This window comes from Bradyrhizobium sp. CIR48 (assembly GCF_014198315.1).
GTDB lineage: Bacteria > Pseudomonadota > Alphaproteobacteria > Rhizobiales > Xanthobacteraceae > Bradyrhizobium.
This window is the reverse complement of record NZ_JACIHG010000007.1, coordinates 228,951-243,894: the sequence shown is the minus strand read 5'-3', so window position 1 is coordinate 243,894 and position 14,944 is coordinate 228,951. Positions and strand designations below refer to the sequence as shown.

Genomic DNA, 14,944 nt, shown 5'->3' with positions numbered 1-14,944 from the left:
GACACGGGCTCGTCGCCACGGCGAAACCCGGGACTACGAGACGAGCACAGATAAGGTATCGGCGACGGCCAACAAAAAAGCGGCGCCCGAAGGCGCCGCTCTCTGAATTCAATACCGGTCGGCTTACGCCGCCTCGGCTTCCTTTTCCTGCACCGGACCGGAATCCTGGCCCTTGGCATCGACGTCGCGATCGACGAACTCGATCACGGCCATCGCGGCATTGTCGCCGTAGCGGAAGCCGGCCTTGATGATGCGGGTGTAGCCGCCCTGGCGGTCCTTGTAGCGAGGCGCCAGCACGTCGAACAGCTTCTTGACCTGGTCCTTGTCGCGCATCTCGGAGATCGCCTGGCGGCGCATGGCCAGCCCGCCCTTCTTGCCGAGGGTGACGAGCTTCTCGACGATCGGACGCAATTCCTTCGCCTTCGGCAGCGTGGTGACGATCTGCTCGTGCTTGATCAGCGCGGCGCACATGTTGGCGAACATCGCGCGGCGATGCTCGGCAGTGCGATTGAGCTTCCGATGAACCTTGCCGTGACGCATTTGACTATTCCTTACGTAAAAACTGCCGCGACGGTTCGTCGGACATGTTGCTCAGGTGGGCTGCCTGCGTTCGCCCTAGGTCGCGAATAGCGAATGGCGAGTATTCGCTATTCGCCACTCCCAACTCGCTCAGTAGTGATCCTCGAAGCGCTTGGCGAGCTCGTCGATGTTCTCCGGCGGCCAGCCCGGCACTTCCATGCCGAGATGCAGACCCATCTGGGCCAGCACTTCCTTGATCTCGTTCAGCGACTTGCGGCCGAAGTTCGGAGTGCGGAGCATTTCCGCCTCGCTCTTCTGCACGAGGTCGCCGATGTAGACGATGTTGTCGTTCTTCAAGCAGTTGGCCGAACGCACCGACAGCTCGAGCTCGTCCACCTTCTTGAGGAAGGCCGGGTTGAAGGCGAGGTCCGGGATGATCTCCTGGGCGACTTCCTTGCGCGGCTCTTCGAAGTTGACGAACACGTTGAGCTGATCCTGCAGGATGCGCGCGGCGTAAGCCACGGAGTCATCCGGCGAGATCGCGCCGTTGGTCTCGATCGTCATGGTCAGCTTGTCGTAGTCGAGGATCTGGCCCTCACGGGTGTTCTCGACCTTGTAGGAGACCTTGCGGACCGGCGAGTACAGGCTGTCGACCGGGATCAGGCCGATCGGCGCGTCCTCGGGGCGGTTGCGCTCGGCGGGCACGTAGCCCTTGCCGGTGGCGACCGTGAACTCCATGCGGATCTCGGCGCCCTCGTCGAGCGTGCAGATCTGCAGATCCGGGTTCAGCACCACGACGTCGCCGACGGTCTGGATGTCGCCGGCGGTGACGACGCCCGGGCCCTGCTTCTTCACGACCATGCGCTTGGGGCCTTCGCCCTGCATCTTGATCGATATGTCCTTGATGTTGAGCACGATGTCGGTGACGTCCTCACGAACGCCAGCGATCGAGGAGAACTCGTGCAGCACGCCGTCGATGTGCACCGACTGCACCGCCGCGCCCTGGAGCGAGGAGAGCAGGATGCGACGCAGCGCGTTGCCGAGCGTCTGGCCGAAGCCGCGCTCGAGCGGCTCGGCGACGATGGTCGCGAAACGGTTCGAATCGCTGCCGGGCGTGACCTGGAGCTTGTTCGGTCGAATCAGTTCTTGCCAATTTTTCTGGATCGTCACTGTTTCACCCATACAGGCCAGTCAATTTGAGAACTCAAATACTGGCGTTGGAGAAAGGCCGCGGATCATTCCCGCGGCTTCTTAAAAAAGTCATTGCGGGCGCCAATGCGCCCGCAACTCGGGATCAAACGCGCCGACGCTTGCGGGGACGGCAACCGTTATGCGGGATCGTGGTCACGTCGCGGATCGAGGTGACGGTAAAGCCTGCGGCCTGAAGCGCGCGGAGTGCCGACTCGCGGCCCGAACCGGGACCTGCGACTTCGACTTCCAGCGTGCGCATGCCGTGCTCCTGCGCCTTCTTGGACACGTCCTCGGCGGCAACCTGCGCGGCGTACGGGGTCGACTTGCGCGAGCCCTTGAAGCCCATCGTGCCGGCGGAAGACCAGGCAATCGTGTTGCCCTGCGCGTCGGTGATGGTGATGGTCGTGTTGTTGAACGACGAGTTCACGTGCGCGACGCCGGAGGCGATGTTCTTGCGCTCACGACGACGAACGCGGGTGGCTTCCTTGCCCATAGAGTACCTTTCCTGAAGATCTCAAACGCCGCCGTAATGCCAGCGGCTACACCTGTGGAACGAAAGGCGCGTGGCGAACGGGTCATCCCTGTTCGCCACACGCCGCGATTGGATTCGAAAACTTACTTCTTCTTGCCGGCGATGGCCTTGGCCGGACCCTTGCGCGTGCGCGCATTGGTGTGGGTGCGCTGGCCGCGCACCGGCAGGCCGCGACGATGACGCAGGCCGCGATAGCAGCCGAGGTCCATCAGACGCTTGATGTTGATGCCGACCTCACGACGCAGGTCGCCCTCGACGAGATAGTCGCGGTCGATCACTTCGCGGATCTGGAGCACTTCGGCGTCGCTCAGCTGATTGACGCGACGATCCACGGGGATCTTCACCTTCTCCAGGATCTCACCGGCGATCTTCTGGCCGATGCCATGGATGTACTGGAGCGCGATCAGCACGCGCTTGTTGGTCGGGATGTTCACGCCGGCAATACGGGCCACGGCCTTCTCTCCTGTTGCCGATCCCTCGTCAGGAATCGGTCTTTAAGTGCTTGGTTTCTCGGGCAGGTGTTCACAAACGCGAACACGACGCCCACCCCTAGTCTTCCTGGGGCCCGGCATCGTTTGAAACTATCCGACTTGGATGCGGGGCTTATTAGGGGATTCCAGGGGCTTTCGTCAACCGCCGCTAGCGCTTAGCTCGCTTTTTCGTGACCTTTTTTGCGGCCTTTCTGGCACCCTTCTTGACAGCCTTCTTGGCGGTCTTTTGGGCTGCCTTTTTCGCCGCTTTCTTGACGGTCTTCCCGGCGGCCTTCTTGCCGGCTTTCTTGGCCGTCTTCTTGGGACCCCTCACCGCCGTCTTGGCGGCCTTTTTGGCCGATTTGACGGGTTTTTTGGTCGTTTTGGCCGGTTTTTGGGCTGTTTTCCTGGCCGTCTTGCTCGCCTTGGCCTTCTTGGCCGGGCCCGCCTTGGCTGCGCTTTTGGCGTGGGTCTTGGGCTCGACCGCCCCCAGCGCCAAGAGCTGGCGATGGATGGCGCGGGTGACCTCGTCGATGGCCATCATACCGTCGATGGTCGAAAGCTTCCGCCGCTCGGAATAGTAGTGAATCAGCGGTTCCGTCTGGTTGCGGTAGCTGGCTAACCGCTTGGTCAGGACCTCCGGGGTGTCGTCGAGTCGGACCTCCTCCCCGCGCTCACGCATCTGGGCGACGCGGGTCTCGACACGATTCAGCAACGCGCTCTCGTTGACGCGAAGCTCGATCACGGCGTCGAGCTTGAGATGCTTGTGCTTGAGCAGCTCGTCCAGCGCCTCGGCCTGCGGCACGGTGCGCGGGAAACCGTCGAGGATGAAACCGCTCTTGGCGTCCGGCTGGTCGATCCGATCGGAGATGATTCCGACCACGACCTCGTCGGGTACGAGACCACCGCTGGCCATGATCTCCTTGGCCTTCAGCCCGACTGGCGTACCGGCCGCAACCGCGGCACGCAGCATCTCGCCGGTCGAGAGCTGGACGATGCCATAACGCTGCACCAAGAGCTGCGCCTGGGTCCCCTTGCCCGACCCCGGCGGTCCCAGAAGTATAATTCTCATCGGCGTACGCCCCCCGGATTGGTGAGCGATACCTCGCGCACCTGTGTTTGAAGATCGAGAATAGTGCAAACCACAATCAGCGCCGCACCACCACCCATTTTATAAACTAGCGCATTCCCGTAGGCCAAGAACACCTCGGGAATCAACGAAAGCGCAGTCAGGTAGCTGGCGCCGATCACGGTGGTCAGCGACACCACGCGGTCGAGATAGCTAGCTGTTGCCTCGCCCGGCGTGACGCCGGGAATCACGCCGCCCTGCCGGGCAAGCGATTCGGCGGCATGATCGGGATCGATGACAAAGGCCGTGTAGACGAAGGCGAGCGCGAATACCGCGATCGATCCGAAAACGATGTGAGCCTTCTCGCCGAACTGAAGATGCGCGCTGATGGTTTCGACCCAGGATCCGTCATCGGCACCGAAGATGAAGCCGGCAAAAATCACTGGCAGCGAGATCGCCCAGGGCGCGACGGTCGCGGGCAACAGGTAACCGGCGCTGTTGATCTTGAGCGGCAGCACCGCCGAACGCGAAGGCAGCGAGCGCTCCCCGACGCGGCGCGCGGCAAACTGCACCGGAACGTTACGCCGCGCGCGCTCGACGAAGACGATCAGCGCGACCACCACGATCAGGAAGACCGCGTTGCTCGCCAGAACATTGCCGGAGATCGCTCCTCGTCGCAGCTGGGTGAGGAGGGTCGCAACATCGGACGGCAGCGAAGCCACGATGCTGACGGTTAGGACGAGCGCGAGGCCATTGCCGATTCCGCGACGCGTGATCTGCTCACTGAGCCAGATCAGAACGAACACGCCGCCGACGAGCGAGACCGTGGCGCTCAAGACGAACCAGTCGCCGGGATGGACGACAAGTCCCGGCATTTGCCGCATGGTCGAGGCGATGCCAAAGGCCTGAAACGTAGCAAGGAGCAGCGTCAGGATCAGGGTGATACGCGCCAGCTTGCGCCGACCGGCCTCGCCCGATCGTTCGAGCGCCCTCATCCTTCGCCACACCACAGCGACGAGCTGAACAAGAATTGCGGCAGTCAGATAAGGAAACAGGGACAGCGAGAAGATCGAAAGCGGGGCGATCTTGTTTGGCGCGAACCCGCCATGCACCGCGACACCCGCGACCGGAATCTGGGTGCCGAGCCTGAAGAGGAGCAGCGCGCCGATCGTGAAAGCGATTCGGCGCGCGAGCTCCCTGCTCATCTACGGCGGCCGCGCAGCTTCGACTTGCGGATCAGGCCTTCATACTGGTGCGCCAGCAGATAGCCCTGCACCTGTGCCACCGTATCCATGGTGACGCTGACCACGATCAGCAGTGAGGTACCGCCGAAGTAGAACGGTACCGAGGCGTAGGAGATCAGGATCTCCGGGATCAAGCAGACGATCGCGAGATAAATCGCACCAAGCACGGTGATACGCGAGAGCACGTAGTCGATATATTCCGCAGTGCGCTCGCCGGGACGGATGCCCGGAATGAAACCGCCGTGCTTCTTCAGATTGTCCGCGGTCTCGGTCGGGTTGAACACGATCGCGGTGTAGAAGAAGGCGAAGAACACGATCAGCGCCAGATACATGATCAGGAACAGCGGACGGCCGTGGCCGAGCTGGGTCGTGATCCACTGGAACCATTCCGGCCCGCTGCCCGCGTTGAAGTTCGCAACCGTCGTCGGCAGCAGCAGCAGCGAGGACGCGAAGATCGGCGGGATCACGCCGGAGGTGTTGAGCTTGAGCGGCAGATGCGAGGACTGGCCCTCGAACATCTTGTTCCCGACCTGGCGCTTCGGATACTGGATCAGGAGACGGCGCTGCGCGCGCTCCATGAACACGATGAAGGCAATCACGGCGACCGCCATGATGATGACGACCAGGATCAGGCCGGTCGACATCGCGCCCTGACGGCCGAGCTCGAGCATGTTGGCGAGCGCGGCGGGCAGCTCGGCGACGATGCCGGCGAGAATGATCAGCGAGATGCCGTTGCCGATGCCGCGCGAGGTGATCTGCTCGCCCAGCCACATCAGGAACATGGTGCCGCCGGTCAGCGTGATCGCGGTGGACAGGCGGAAGAACAGGCCGGGGTCGCTGACGACGTTGCCGGCGCCCTCGAGGCCTACCGCGATGCCGTAGGACTGGAACGCGGCCAGGATCACCGTGAGATAGCGAGTGTACTGGTTCAGCAGCTTGCGGCCGGACTCACCTTCCTTCTTCAGCGCCTCGAGTTGCGGCGAGACGGTGGTGAGGAGCTGGATGATGATCGAGGCCGAGATATACGGCATGATGTTCAGCGCAAAGATCGCCATGCGGTGGATGCCGCCGCCGGCGAACATGTTGAACATGCCGAGGATGCCGCCCGCCTGGGAGCGGAACACCTGCTCCCAGATATTGGGATCGATGCCGGGGAGCGGGATGTAGGTCCCGAGCCGATAAACGAGCAGCGCACCCAGGGTGAACCAGATGCGCTTCTTCAGTTCGTCAGCCTTGGCAAACGCACCGAAATTGAGATTGGCTGCCAGTTGTTCCGCTGCAGAGGCCATCTTGGACTTTCTCCCGCCGCCTATTGCGCCATCATGCCCGCGGCCGGGCTACATTATACCGGACACCGGACATTATCTGGGGCTCGGCTTCGATAAGTCCACGTCCCGCACGCGTAAAGGCCCGCTAGCCGCGGGCCAATGACGCAGTTGTTACGCCGCCTCGCCTTCTTCCTTGGCAGGGGCGAGGATCTTCACCGAGCCGCCGGCCTTCTCGACCGCGGCGATCGCGGTCTTGGTGGCGCCGTGGACTTCGATGTTGAGCTTGGACTTGAGCTCGCCACGGCCGAGCAGCCGCAGGCCGGCCTTGGCGCGGCGCAGCACGCCGCCCTTCACCAGGGCCTCGACGTTCACGACGCTGCCGGCGTCGATCTTCTTGGCGTCGACCGCTTCCTGGAGCCGGTCGAGATTGATCTCGGCGAACTCGACACGGAAGATGTTGTTGAAGCCGCGCTTGGGCAGACGGCGATGCATCGGCATCTGGCCGCCTTCGAAACCCTTGATGCGCACGCCGGAACGCGCGGTCTGACCCTTGCCGCCGCGGCCGGACTGCTTGCCCTTGCCCGAACCGATGCCACGGCCGACGCGCATGCGCTTCTTGCGCGAGCCGGCGTTGTCGGCGATATCGCTGAGCTTCATCGCCCTTCTCCTTATTTACTTCTCGTCGACGATGCGGACGAGATGGTGAACCTTCTCGATCATGCCACGGACCGCCGGGGTGTCCTGCAGTTCGCTGGTGCGACCGATCTTGTTGAGCTTGAGCCCGATCAGCGTCGAGCGCTGCGAGTGATGGCGGCGGATCGCGCTGCCGGTCTGCTCGAGCTTGATCGTCTTGCTGGCCTTGGCCATGGGAGTCTACTCCAGAGCTTCCGTTAGTCGGCGGCCGCCTCGGCATCACCACCGATACGGCGGGACTGCAGAGTGGACACCTTGATGTTGCGGCGGGCTGCGACCGAACGCGGCGAATCCTGATGCTTCAGCGCGTCGAAGGTCGCGCGAACCATGTTGTAGGGGTTCGACGAGCCGATCGACTTGGCGACCACGTCCTGGACGCCGAGCGTCTCGAACACGGCACGCATCGGGCCGCCGGCGATGATGCCGGTACCGGCGGGAGCTGCACGCAGGTAGACGCGGCCCGCGCCATGACGGCCGGCGATGTCGTGATGGAGCGTGCGGCCCTCGCGCAGCGAGACGCGGGTCAGGTTGCGCTTGGCGGACTCGGTGGCCTTGCGGATCGCTTCCGGCACTTCGCGCGCCTTGCCGTGACCGAAGCCGGCGCGGCCCTTCTGGTCGCCGATCACGACCAGCGCTGCGAAACCGAAGCGCTTGCCGCCCTTGACGACCTTGGCCACGCGGTTGATGTGGACGAGCTTGTCGACGAACTCGCTGTCGCGCTCCTCGCGCTCCCTGCGTTCACGTCCGCCGCCGCCGCGTTGATCGCGTCCACCACGTTGTTCGCGTTCTGCCATTTTTCCAATCCTTCAGAGGCTTGCGCCTCAATCCTCAAATTCTGTTAGAAGCTCAGCCCGCTCTCACGCGCCGCGTCGGCAAGAGCCTTGACGCGCCCGTGGTAGAGGTAGCTGCCGCGATCGAACACGACTTCCTTGACGCCCTTCTCGGCGGCGCGCTCGGCCAGCAGCTTGCCGACCGCCTTCGCTGCATCGATGTCGGCGCCGGTCTTGCCGCCGTCGCGCATCGACTTCTCGAGCGACGAGGCAGAGGCCAGCGTCTCGCCCTTGAGGTCGTCGATGACCTGGGCGTAGATGTGCTTGGACGAGCGGAACACCGACAGACGCGGACGACCACCACCGGAGCGGCGCAGCTTCAGCCGCACACTCCGCTTGCGCCGGGCATTGGTAACCTTGGCTTTGGACATGACCGGCTCCGTTACTTCTTCTTGCCTTCCTTGCGGAAGATGAATTCGCCAACATACTTCACGCCCTTGCCCTTGTAGGGCTCCGGCGGGCGATAACCGCGGATCTCGGCCGCAACCTGGCCGACGCGCTGGATGTCGCTGCCCGCCACCGTGATCTCGGTCGGCTTCGGCACGGTGATCGTGATCCCCTCGGGGATCGTGTAAATCACGTCGTGGCTGTAGCCGAGCGCGAGCTGCAGGTTCTTGCCCTGCATCGCGGCGCGGTAACCGACGCCGGTGATTTCGAGCTTCTTCTCGAAGCCCTTGGTGACGCCTTCGACCAGATTCGCGACCTGGGCGCGAGCGGTACCATAGAGCGCGCGCGCGCGATTGGTCTCGAGCCGCGGCTTGACCTTGATCTGGCCGCTCTCGAGCTTCACCTCGACGTCGTCATGAACGACGAACTGAAGCTGGCCCTTCGGCCCCTTCATCTTGACGGTCTGCCCATCGACGGTCGCGGTAACACCCGACGGCACCGCCACAGGCCTTTTGCCAACACGTGACATGGATCAAAAATCCTTCTCAGAACACCGTGAAGAGGACTTCACCGCCCACATTCGCGTCGCGCGCGCTGTGGTCGGCCATGATCCCCTTCGGCGTCGACAACACCGAAATGCCGAGCCCGTTGTTGACCCGCGGCAGGTTCTTCACCGAGGCGTAGACGCGACGCCCGGGCTTGGAAACACGTTCGATCTCGCGGATGACGGGCTCGCCGTCGAAATACTTCAGCTCGATCTCGATCTCGCTGCGGCCCGAGGAATGCTCGAGCGTGGCGTAACCGCGGATGTAGCCCTCGGACTTGAGGACCTCGAGCACGTTCTCGCGCATCTTCGAGCCAGGCGTGGAGACCTTGGTCTTGGAGCGCATCTGCGCGTTGCGGATACGGGTGATCAGATCGCTGATTGGATCGTGCGTAGACATCTAAACGACCCTCCTTACCAGCTGGACTTCACGAGGCCCGGGACCATGCCCTTGGAGCCAAGTTCGCGCAGCGCGATACGGGACAGCTTGTTCTTGCGGTAGTTCGAGCGCGGGCGACCCGACAGCTCGCAACGCAGGCGGATGCGGGTTGCCGACGAGTTGCGCGGCATTTCCGCCAGCTTCAACGTCGCAGCGAAACGCTCCTCCATCGGCAGCTTCTTGTCGGCGATGATCGCCTTCAACCGCTCGCGCTTGGCGGCGGCGTTCTTCACCATCCGCTTGCGCCGGTTGTTCTTCTCGACTGAACTCTTCTTTGCCATGCTTGGCTCCTGGGTATCCGCGTTTGAGAGGCTTTAGGTCAGCGTCTCACTGCCGGAACGGGAAATTGAAAGCGGTCAACAAGGCCCTCGCCTCTTCGTCGGTCTTGGCCGTGGTGCAGACGGTGATGTCCATGCCGCGGGCTTCCGTGACCTTGTCGAAGTCGATCTCGGGGAAAATGATGTGCTCCTTGATGCCGAGCGAGTAGTTGCCGCGGCCGTCGAAGCTCTTCGGGTTCAGGCCGCGGAAGTCGCGGACGCGCGGCAGCGCGACCGTCACCAGGCGATCGATGAACTCGTACATGTGGGCCTTGCGCAGCGTGACCTTGCAGCCGATCGGCTGGTTTTCACGCAGCTTGAAGGTCGCGATCGCGATACGCGAATAGGTCACGATGGCCTTCTGGCCTGCGATCTGGGTCAGCTCGGCAGCGGCGGTCTCGGCCTTCTTGCGATCGTTGACGGAATCGCCAACGCCCATGTTCAGCACGACCTTGTCCAGACGCGGAACCTGCATGACGTTCTCATAACCGAACTTCTCGGTCATGGCCGTGCGGATCTTCGCATCGTATTCCGCGCGCAGGCGCGGCGTGTAAGCGGCCTCAGCCATCGATCTCAGCTCCCGAGCTCTTGGCGATGCGGACCTTCTTGCCGTCCGCCAGAATCTTGAATCCGACGCGGGTCGGCTTTCCGTCCTTGCCGACATACGCGATGTTGGACAGTTGGATCGGCGACTCCTTCGAGATGATGCCGCCCTCCTGGGCCTGCGTCTGCTTCTGGTGACGCTTGACCATGTTGATGCCGCGCACCAGCGCCGTGCCGGCGTCGGGACGCACTTCGAACACTTCGCCGGTACGGCCCTTGTCGCGGCCGGTCAGCACGACGACCTTGTCGCCCTTGCGGATCTTGGCAGCCATCACAGCACCTCCGGCGCGAGCGAGATGATCTTCATGTGGTTCTTCGCGCGCAGCTCGCGCGGCACGGGCCCGAAGATACGGGTGCCGACCGGCTCGGACTGGTTGTTGATCAGAACGGCGGCGTTGCGGTCGAAGCGGATGACCGAACCGTCGGCGCGGCGGATGTCCTTGCGGACGCGCACCACGACGGCCTTCATCACGTCGCCCTTCTTCACCTTGCCACGCGGAATTGCTTCCTTGATCGAAACGACGATGATGTCGCCGATCGTGGCGTAGCGGCGCTTGGAGCCCCCGAGCACCTTGATACACATGACACGGCGTGCGCCAGAATTGTCGGCCACGTCGAGGTTGGTCTGCATCTGAATCATTGATGCACCTCGTCCTCTTCTCTTTGCGCCAGCCCAGCCGGCGCTCAACATTTCCCTGAAGTCAGTCGGCTAAAGCCAACAGATCAGGCGCTTTTCTTGTGTTCGCCCCGGATCACGACCCAGCGCTTCAACTTCGAAATCGGCTTCGATTCCTCGATCCACACCATGTCGCCCGGCTTGAACTCGTTGCTCTCGTCGTGCGCGTGGTAGTTCTTCGAACGGCGGATCGTCTTCTTGTAGATCGGGTGCGTGAAGCGGCGATCGACGCGCACCACGATGGTCTTGGCTTGCTTGTCGCTGACGACCACGCCCTGCAAAGTACGTTTCGGCATCTTCGTAAGCCTCTTACTTCTTCTTCGCGCGCGTCTGCGCGGCGACGGTCTTGATCCGGGCGATGTCACGACGGGCCTCGCGCAGGCGCGAGGTGTTCTCGAGCTGCCCGGTGGCGCGCTGGAAGCGCAGGTTGAAGCGCTCCTTCTTCAGGTTCAGGACAGCATCGTCCTGCTGGTCGGGGCTCATCGCGCGGATGTCTTCGATCTTCATCTGGGCCATGGCCATTACTCCGCAATGCGCTCGACGAAGCGCGTCTTGATCGGCAGCTTGGCGGCCGCCAGGGTCAGCGCCTCACGCGCCGTCTGGGTGTTGACGCCGTCGATCTCGAACAGCACCCGGCCCGGCTTCACGCGCGCGACCCACAATTCCGGCGAACCCTTGCCGGAGCCCATGCGGACTTCGGCCGGCTTCTTCGACACCGGAACGTCGGGGAACACGCGGATCCAGACGCGGCCGGCGCGCTTCATGTGGCGGGTCAGCGCGCGGCGAGCGGCTTCGATCTGGCGCGCGGTGACGCGCTCAGGCTCGGTCGCCTTCAGGCCGAACTGGCCGAACGCCAACGTCGCGCCCGAAGACGCAACGCCGTGGATGCGGCCCTTATGCGCCTTCCGGAACTTCGTTTTCTTAGGTTGCATCATGGCTTTAAGCCCTCAAATTCCTGTGCGGCTTTAGGCTGCAGCCGTATCGCGGCGCTGACGGCCACCACGATCACCACTGCCACCCGTCTCGCCTTCGGCCATTCTCTTGTCCTGGGCCATCGGATCGTGCTCGAGGATCTCGCCCTTGAAGATCCAGACCTTGACGCCGCAGGTGCCGAAGGTCGTGAACGCGGTCGCAACGCCGTAGTCGATGTCGGCGCGCAGCGTGTGCAGCGGCACGCGACCTTCGCGGTACCACTCCATGCGCGCGATTTCCGCACCGCCCAGACGTCCCGAGCAGTTGATGCGGATGCCTTCCGCGCCAAGACGCATCGCCGACTGAACGGCGCGCTTCATGGCACGGCGGAACGCCACGCGGCGCTCGAGCTGCTGCGCGATCGACTCGGCCACCAGCGTCGCATCGAGCTCCGGCTTGCGGATTTCGACGATGTTGATGACGACGTCGGACGAAGTGATGTCCGCGACCTTCTTGCGCAGCTTGTCGATGTCCGCGCCCTTCTTGCCGATCACCACGCCCGGACGAGCCGAGTGGATGGTGACGCGGCACTTCTTGTGCGGACGCTCGATCACGATGCGGGCGACGGCCGCCTGCTTGAGCTCCTTGTGCAGGATCTCACGGATCTTGACGTCTTCGTGCAGCAGCTTGCCGTATTCCTGCTTGCCGGCGAACCAGCGGGAATCCCAGGTGCGGTTGATGCCGAGACGCAGACCGATCGGATTGATCTTTTGACCCATCGTGTTCTCCTGCGCCCTTAAGCGGCTGCTTCGGCTTCGACCTGACGAACGATGATCGTCAGCTGCGAAAATGGTTTGTAGACACGGCCCGAGCGGCCACGGCCACGGGCGGCGAAGCGCTTCATCACGAGGCCATTGCCGACGAAGGCCTGCGCCACGACGAGATCGTCCACGTCGAGATCGTGATTGTTCTCGGCATTGGCGATAGCCGATTCCAGGCACTTCTTCACGTCGACCGCGATCCGCTTGCGCGAAAACTGCAGATCGGCGAGCGCAGCAGCTGCCTTCCGGCCGCGAATGAGCTGGGCGACCAGGTTGAGCTTCTGCGGGCTCACCCGCAGCATCCGGGCGACCGCCTTGGCCTCGTTTTCGGCGAGGCTCCGTTCGCGCTTAGGTTTGCTCATCGTTTAATCCTCAAGCCTTCTTGGCTTTCTTGTCGCCGGAGTGGCCATGGAAGGTCCGGGTCGGCGAGAACTCGCCGAACTTGTGACCGACCATTTCCTCGTTGACGGCCACCGGCACGTGCTTCTGACCGTTGTAGACGCCGAAGGTCAGGCCGACGAACTGCGGCAGGATCGTCGAGCGACGGCTCCAGATCTTGATGACGTCGTGACGGCCGGACGCGCGGGCGGCATCTGCCTTCTTGAGCAGAGAACCCTCGACGAACGGGCCTTTCCAGACTGAACGAACCATGTCCGGCGTTCCTTACTTCTTCCGCTTGTGGCGGCTTAGGAGAATGAATTTGTTGGTCGACTTGTTGGTGCGGGTCTTCTTGCCCTTGGTCGGCTTGCCCCACGGGGTGACCGGGTGGCGGCCGCCCGAGGTACGACCTTCACCACCGCCGTGCGGATGGTCGATCGGGTTCATCGAAACACCGCGGTTGTGCGGCTTGCGGCCCAGCCAACGGTTGCGACCGGCCTTGCCGATCGAGGTGTTCATGTGATCCGGGTTCGACACCGCGCCGATCGTGCCGCGGCAACGGCCGTGCACCAGGCGCTGCTCGCCCGAGTTCAGGCGGATGATCACGTAGTCCTGATCGCGGCCGACGAGCTGGGCGTAGGTGCCGGCCGAACGGGCGAGCTGGCCGCCCTTCCCGATCTTGACCTCGATGTTGTGGATGATCGTGCCGACCGGCATGTTGCCGAGCGGCATGACATTGCCCGGCTTCACGTCGACGTAGTTGCCCGCGATGATGGTGTCACCGACGGACAGGCGCTGCGGCGCCAGGATGTAGGCCTGCTCGCCGTCCTGATACTTGATCAGCGCGATGAAGCCGGTGCGGTTCGGATCGTACTCGAGACGCTCGACCGTCGCGGGGACGTCGATCTTCTCGCGCTTGAAATCCACGGTGCGCAGCGTCTTCTTATGGCCACCGCCACGGAAACGCACGGTGATGCGACCGGTGTTGTTGCGGCCGCCCGAGGAGTGCTTGCCCTCGGTGAGCGCCTTGACCGGCTTGCCCTTGTAGAGGGCCGAACGATCGACCATGACCAGCTGGCGCTGGCCCGGCGTCGTAGGATTGAATGTCTTCAGTGCCATCGTCGTACGACCTTACAGACCGGTGGTGACGTCGATCCGGTGGCCCTCTTCGAGGGTCACGATCGCGCGCTTGGTGTTCGACTGCGAGCCGAGATTGCCGCGGAAGATCTTGGTCTTGCCCTTGCGGACCAGCGTGTTGACGCTCTTGACCTTGACGTCGAACAGCTTCTCGATCGCTTCCTTGATCTGCGGCTTGGTCGCCTTGGCGGCCACCTTGAACAGCACCTTGTTGTGCTCCGAGGCGATCGTTGCCTTTTCAGTCACGACCGGCGACAGGATCACGTCGTAGTGGCGAGCCTCGATGTTCTTCGTCATTTGAAGCGCGCCTCCAGCGCATCGATGGCGGCCTTGGTCAGAACGAGCTTCTGACGGCGCAGGATGTCGTAGACGTTGATGCCCTGGATCGGCAGCACGTCCATGTTCGGGATGTTGCGAGCCGCAGCGGCGAAGCCGTTGTTGAGCTCGGCGCCGTCGATGATCAGCGCGTTGGTGAGCCCCAGACCCGAGAAGTGACCGAGCAGCGCCTTGGTCTTGGCGGCTTCCAGCGCGGCCTTCTCGATCACGACGAGATCGCCGTCCTTGGCCTTGGCCGAGAGCGCATGCTTCAGCGCCAGCGCGCGGACCTTCTTCGGCAGGTCGGTGGCGTGCGAACGCACCACCGGACCGAAGGCACGGCCACCGCCACGGAACTGCGGCACGCGGGCCGAGCCGTGACGAGCACCGCCGGTGCCCTTCTGCTTGTACATCTTCTTGCCGGTGCGCCAGATCTCGGCGCGGCCCTTGGCCTTGTGGGTGCCGGCCTGACGCTTGTTGAGCTGCCACTGCACGCAGCGCGCAATGATGTCCTGGCGCGGCTCAAGGCCGAAAATGGTGTCGGACAGCTGGACCGAGCCGGCTTCCTTACCTTCGAGGGTGGTGACCTTCAATTCCAT

26 protein-coding genes are annotated in these 14,944 nt (G+C 63.2%); all 26 read right to left on the bottom strand.

What is annotated here, in order from left to right:
- Window positions 1-123: 123 nt before the first annotated feature.
- The gene (gene rplQ / locus GGD66_RS22645) at window positions 124-540 is read right to left on the bottom strand and encodes a 50S ribosomal protein L17 (RefSeq protein WP_018322277.1); all 417 of its coding nucleotides are present in this window, start codon (window positions 538-540) and stop codon (window positions 124-126) included.
- 129 nt (window positions 541-669) lie between these two features.
- Window positions 670-1,701 carry a DNA-directed RNA polymerase subunit alpha gene (locus tag GGD66_RS22640; protein WP_008136316.1) on the bottom strand — a complete coding sequence of 344 codons (1,032 nt, stop codon included), beginning with the start codon at window positions 1,699-1,701 and terminating at the stop codon, window positions 670-672.
- A 112-nt stretch (window positions 1,702-1,813) separates the two neighbouring features.
- The gene (rpsK, locus tag GGD66_RS22635) at window positions 1,814-2,203 is read right to left on the bottom strand and encodes a 30S ribosomal protein S11 (protein WP_007603045.1); all 390 of its coding nucleotides are present in this window, start codon (window positions 2,201-2,203) and stop codon (window positions 1,814-1,816) included.
- 122 nt (window positions 2,204-2,325) lie between these two features.
- Window positions 2,326-2,694: a 30S ribosomal protein S13 gene (gene rpsM, locus GGD66_RS22630; RefSeq protein ID WP_008549231.1), complete on the bottom strand. Its 369-nt coding sequence runs from the start codon at window positions 2,692-2,694 to the stop codon at window positions 2,326-2,328.
- Window positions 2,695-2,881: 187 nt separating this feature from the next.
- Window positions 2,882-3,784 (bottom strand): adenylate kinase, encoded by a 903-nt coding sequence (locus GGD66_RS22625; protein WP_183259042.1) that lies wholly within the window; start codon window positions 3,782-3,784, stop codon window positions 2,882-2,884.
- Complete coding sequence (locus GGD66_RS22620; protein ID WP_183259041.1) at window positions 3,781-4,986, bottom strand: preprotein translocase subunit SecY; 1,206 nt, start codon at window positions 4,984-4,986, stop codon at window positions 3,781-3,783. The genes GGD66_RS22625 and GGD66_RS22620 overlap by 4 nt, the downstream gene beginning before the upstream one ends.
- The gene (gene secY / locus GGD66_RS22615; RefSeq protein ID WP_018322274.1) at window positions 4,983-6,314 is read right to left on the bottom strand and encodes a preprotein translocase subunit SecY; all 1,332 of its coding nucleotides are present in this window, start codon (window positions 6,312-6,314) and stop codon (window positions 4,983-4,985) included. The genes GGD66_RS22620 and secY overlap by 4 nt, the downstream gene beginning before the upstream one ends.
- Window positions 6,315-6,464: 150 nt before the next feature.
- On the bottom strand, window positions 6,465-6,950 hold the full coding sequence (gene rplO / locus GGD66_RS22610; RefSeq protein ID WP_018322273.1) for a 50S ribosomal protein L15: 486 nt from the start codon (window positions 6,948-6,950) through the stop codon (window positions 6,465-6,467).
- A 15-nt stretch (window positions 6,951-6,965) separates the two neighbouring features.
- Window positions 6,966-7,160, bottom strand: a complete 195-nt coding sequence (rpmD, locus tag GGD66_RS22605; RefSeq protein WP_018322272.1) for a 50S ribosomal protein L30 — start codon at window positions 7,158-7,160, stop codon at window positions 6,966-6,968.
- Window positions 7,161-7,183: 23 nt separating this feature from the next.
- Window positions 7,184-7,780 (bottom strand): 30S ribosomal protein S5, encoded by a 597-nt coding sequence (rpsE, locus tag GGD66_RS22600; protein WP_018322271.1) that lies wholly within the window; start codon window positions 7,778-7,780, stop codon window positions 7,184-7,186.
- Window positions 7,781-7,824: 44 nt separating this feature from the next.
- Window positions 7,825-8,187 (bottom strand): 50S ribosomal protein L18, encoded by a 363-nt coding sequence (rplR, locus tag GGD66_RS22595; RefSeq protein WP_007603036.1) that lies wholly within the window; start codon window positions 8,185-8,187, stop codon window positions 7,825-7,827.
- A gap of 11 nt (window positions 8,188-8,198) precedes the next feature.
- Window positions 8,199-8,732, bottom strand: a complete 534-nt coding sequence (gene rplF / locus GGD66_RS22590; RefSeq protein ID WP_018322270.1) for a 50S ribosomal protein L6 — start codon at window positions 8,730-8,732, stop codon at window positions 8,199-8,201.
- Between the two features lie 16 nt (window positions 8,733-8,748).
- Complete coding sequence (gene rpsH, locus GGD66_RS22585; RefSeq protein WP_018322269.1) at window positions 8,749-9,147, bottom strand: 30S ribosomal protein S8; 399 nt, start codon at window positions 9,145-9,147, stop codon at window positions 8,749-8,751.
- A 14-nt stretch (window positions 9,148-9,161) separates the two neighbouring features.
- Complete coding sequence (rpsN, locus tag GGD66_RS22580) at window positions 9,162-9,467, bottom strand: 30S ribosomal protein S14 (protein ID WP_018322268.1); 306 nt, start codon at window positions 9,465-9,467, stop codon at window positions 9,162-9,164.
- Between the two features lie 46 nt (window positions 9,468-9,513).
- Entirely contained in the window at window positions 9,514-10,071 is a 558-nt protein-coding gene (rplE, locus tag GGD66_RS22575; protein ID WP_018322267.1) for a 50S ribosomal protein L5, read from the bottom strand.
- On the bottom strand, window positions 10,064-10,378 hold the full coding sequence (gene rplX, locus GGD66_RS22570) for a 50S ribosomal protein L24 (protein ID WP_007603031.1): 315 nt from the start codon (window positions 10,376-10,378) through the stop codon (window positions 10,064-10,066). Before rplX ends, rplE begins: the two co-directional genes overlap by 8 nt.
- Window positions 10,378-10,746 carry a 50S ribosomal protein L14 gene (gene rplN / locus GGD66_RS22565; protein ID WP_007603030.1) on the bottom strand — a complete coding sequence of 123 codons (369 nt, stop codon included), beginning with the start codon at window positions 10,744-10,746 and terminating at the stop codon, window positions 10,378-10,380. The genes rplX and rplN overlap by 1 nt, the downstream gene beginning before the upstream one ends.
- Before the next feature lie 83 nt (window positions 10,747-10,829).
- Window positions 10,830-11,078 (bottom strand): 30S ribosomal protein S17, encoded by a 249-nt coding sequence (gene rpsQ, locus GGD66_RS22560; protein WP_007603028.1) that lies wholly within the window; start codon window positions 11,076-11,078, stop codon window positions 10,830-10,832.
- A gap of 13 nt (window positions 11,079-11,091) precedes the next feature.
- Entirely contained in the window at window positions 11,092-11,298 is a 207-nt protein-coding gene (gene rpmC, locus GGD66_RS22555; protein WP_026202715.1) for a 50S ribosomal protein L29, read from the bottom strand.
- 5 nt (window positions 11,299-11,303) lie between these two features.
- Window positions 11,304-11,717, bottom strand: coding sequence for a 50S ribosomal protein L16 (rplP, locus tag GGD66_RS22550; RefSeq protein WP_008136349.1), 414 nt, complete (start codon window positions 11,715-11,717; stop codon window positions 11,304-11,306).
- A gap of 30 nt (window positions 11,718-11,747) precedes the next feature.
- Window positions 11,748-12,473: a 30S ribosomal protein S3 gene (gene rpsC / locus GGD66_RS22545; protein ID WP_014494500.1), complete on the bottom strand. Its 726-nt coding sequence runs from the start codon at window positions 12,471-12,473 to the stop codon at window positions 11,748-11,750.
- Between the two features lie 17 nt (window positions 12,474-12,490).
- On the bottom strand, window positions 12,491-12,877 hold the full coding sequence (rplV, locus tag GGD66_RS22540; protein WP_008136353.1) for a 50S ribosomal protein L22: 387 nt from the start codon (window positions 12,875-12,877) through the stop codon (window positions 12,491-12,493).
- 10 nt (window positions 12,878-12,887) lie between these two features.
- Window positions 12,888-13,166, bottom strand: a complete 279-nt coding sequence (rpsS, locus tag GGD66_RS22535; RefSeq protein WP_008136357.1) for a 30S ribosomal protein S19 — start codon at window positions 13,164-13,166, stop codon at window positions 12,888-12,890.
- A 12-nt stretch (window positions 13,167-13,178) separates the two neighbouring features.
- Entirely contained in the window at window positions 13,179-14,012 is an 834-nt protein-coding gene (gene rplB / locus GGD66_RS22530) for a 50S ribosomal protein L2 (RefSeq protein ID WP_183259040.1), read from the bottom strand.
- A gap of 12 nt (window positions 14,013-14,024) precedes the next feature.
- Window positions 14,025-14,327, bottom strand: coding sequence for a 50S ribosomal protein L23 (locus GGD66_RS22525; RefSeq protein ID WP_018322264.1), 303 nt, complete (start codon window positions 14,325-14,327; stop codon window positions 14,025-14,027).
- Window positions 14,324-14,944, bottom strand: coding sequence for a 50S ribosomal protein L4 (gene rplD, locus GGD66_RS22520; protein WP_020508797.1), 621 nt, complete (start codon window positions 14,942-14,944; stop codon window positions 14,324-14,326). Before rplD ends, GGD66_RS22525 begins: the two co-directional genes overlap by 4 nt.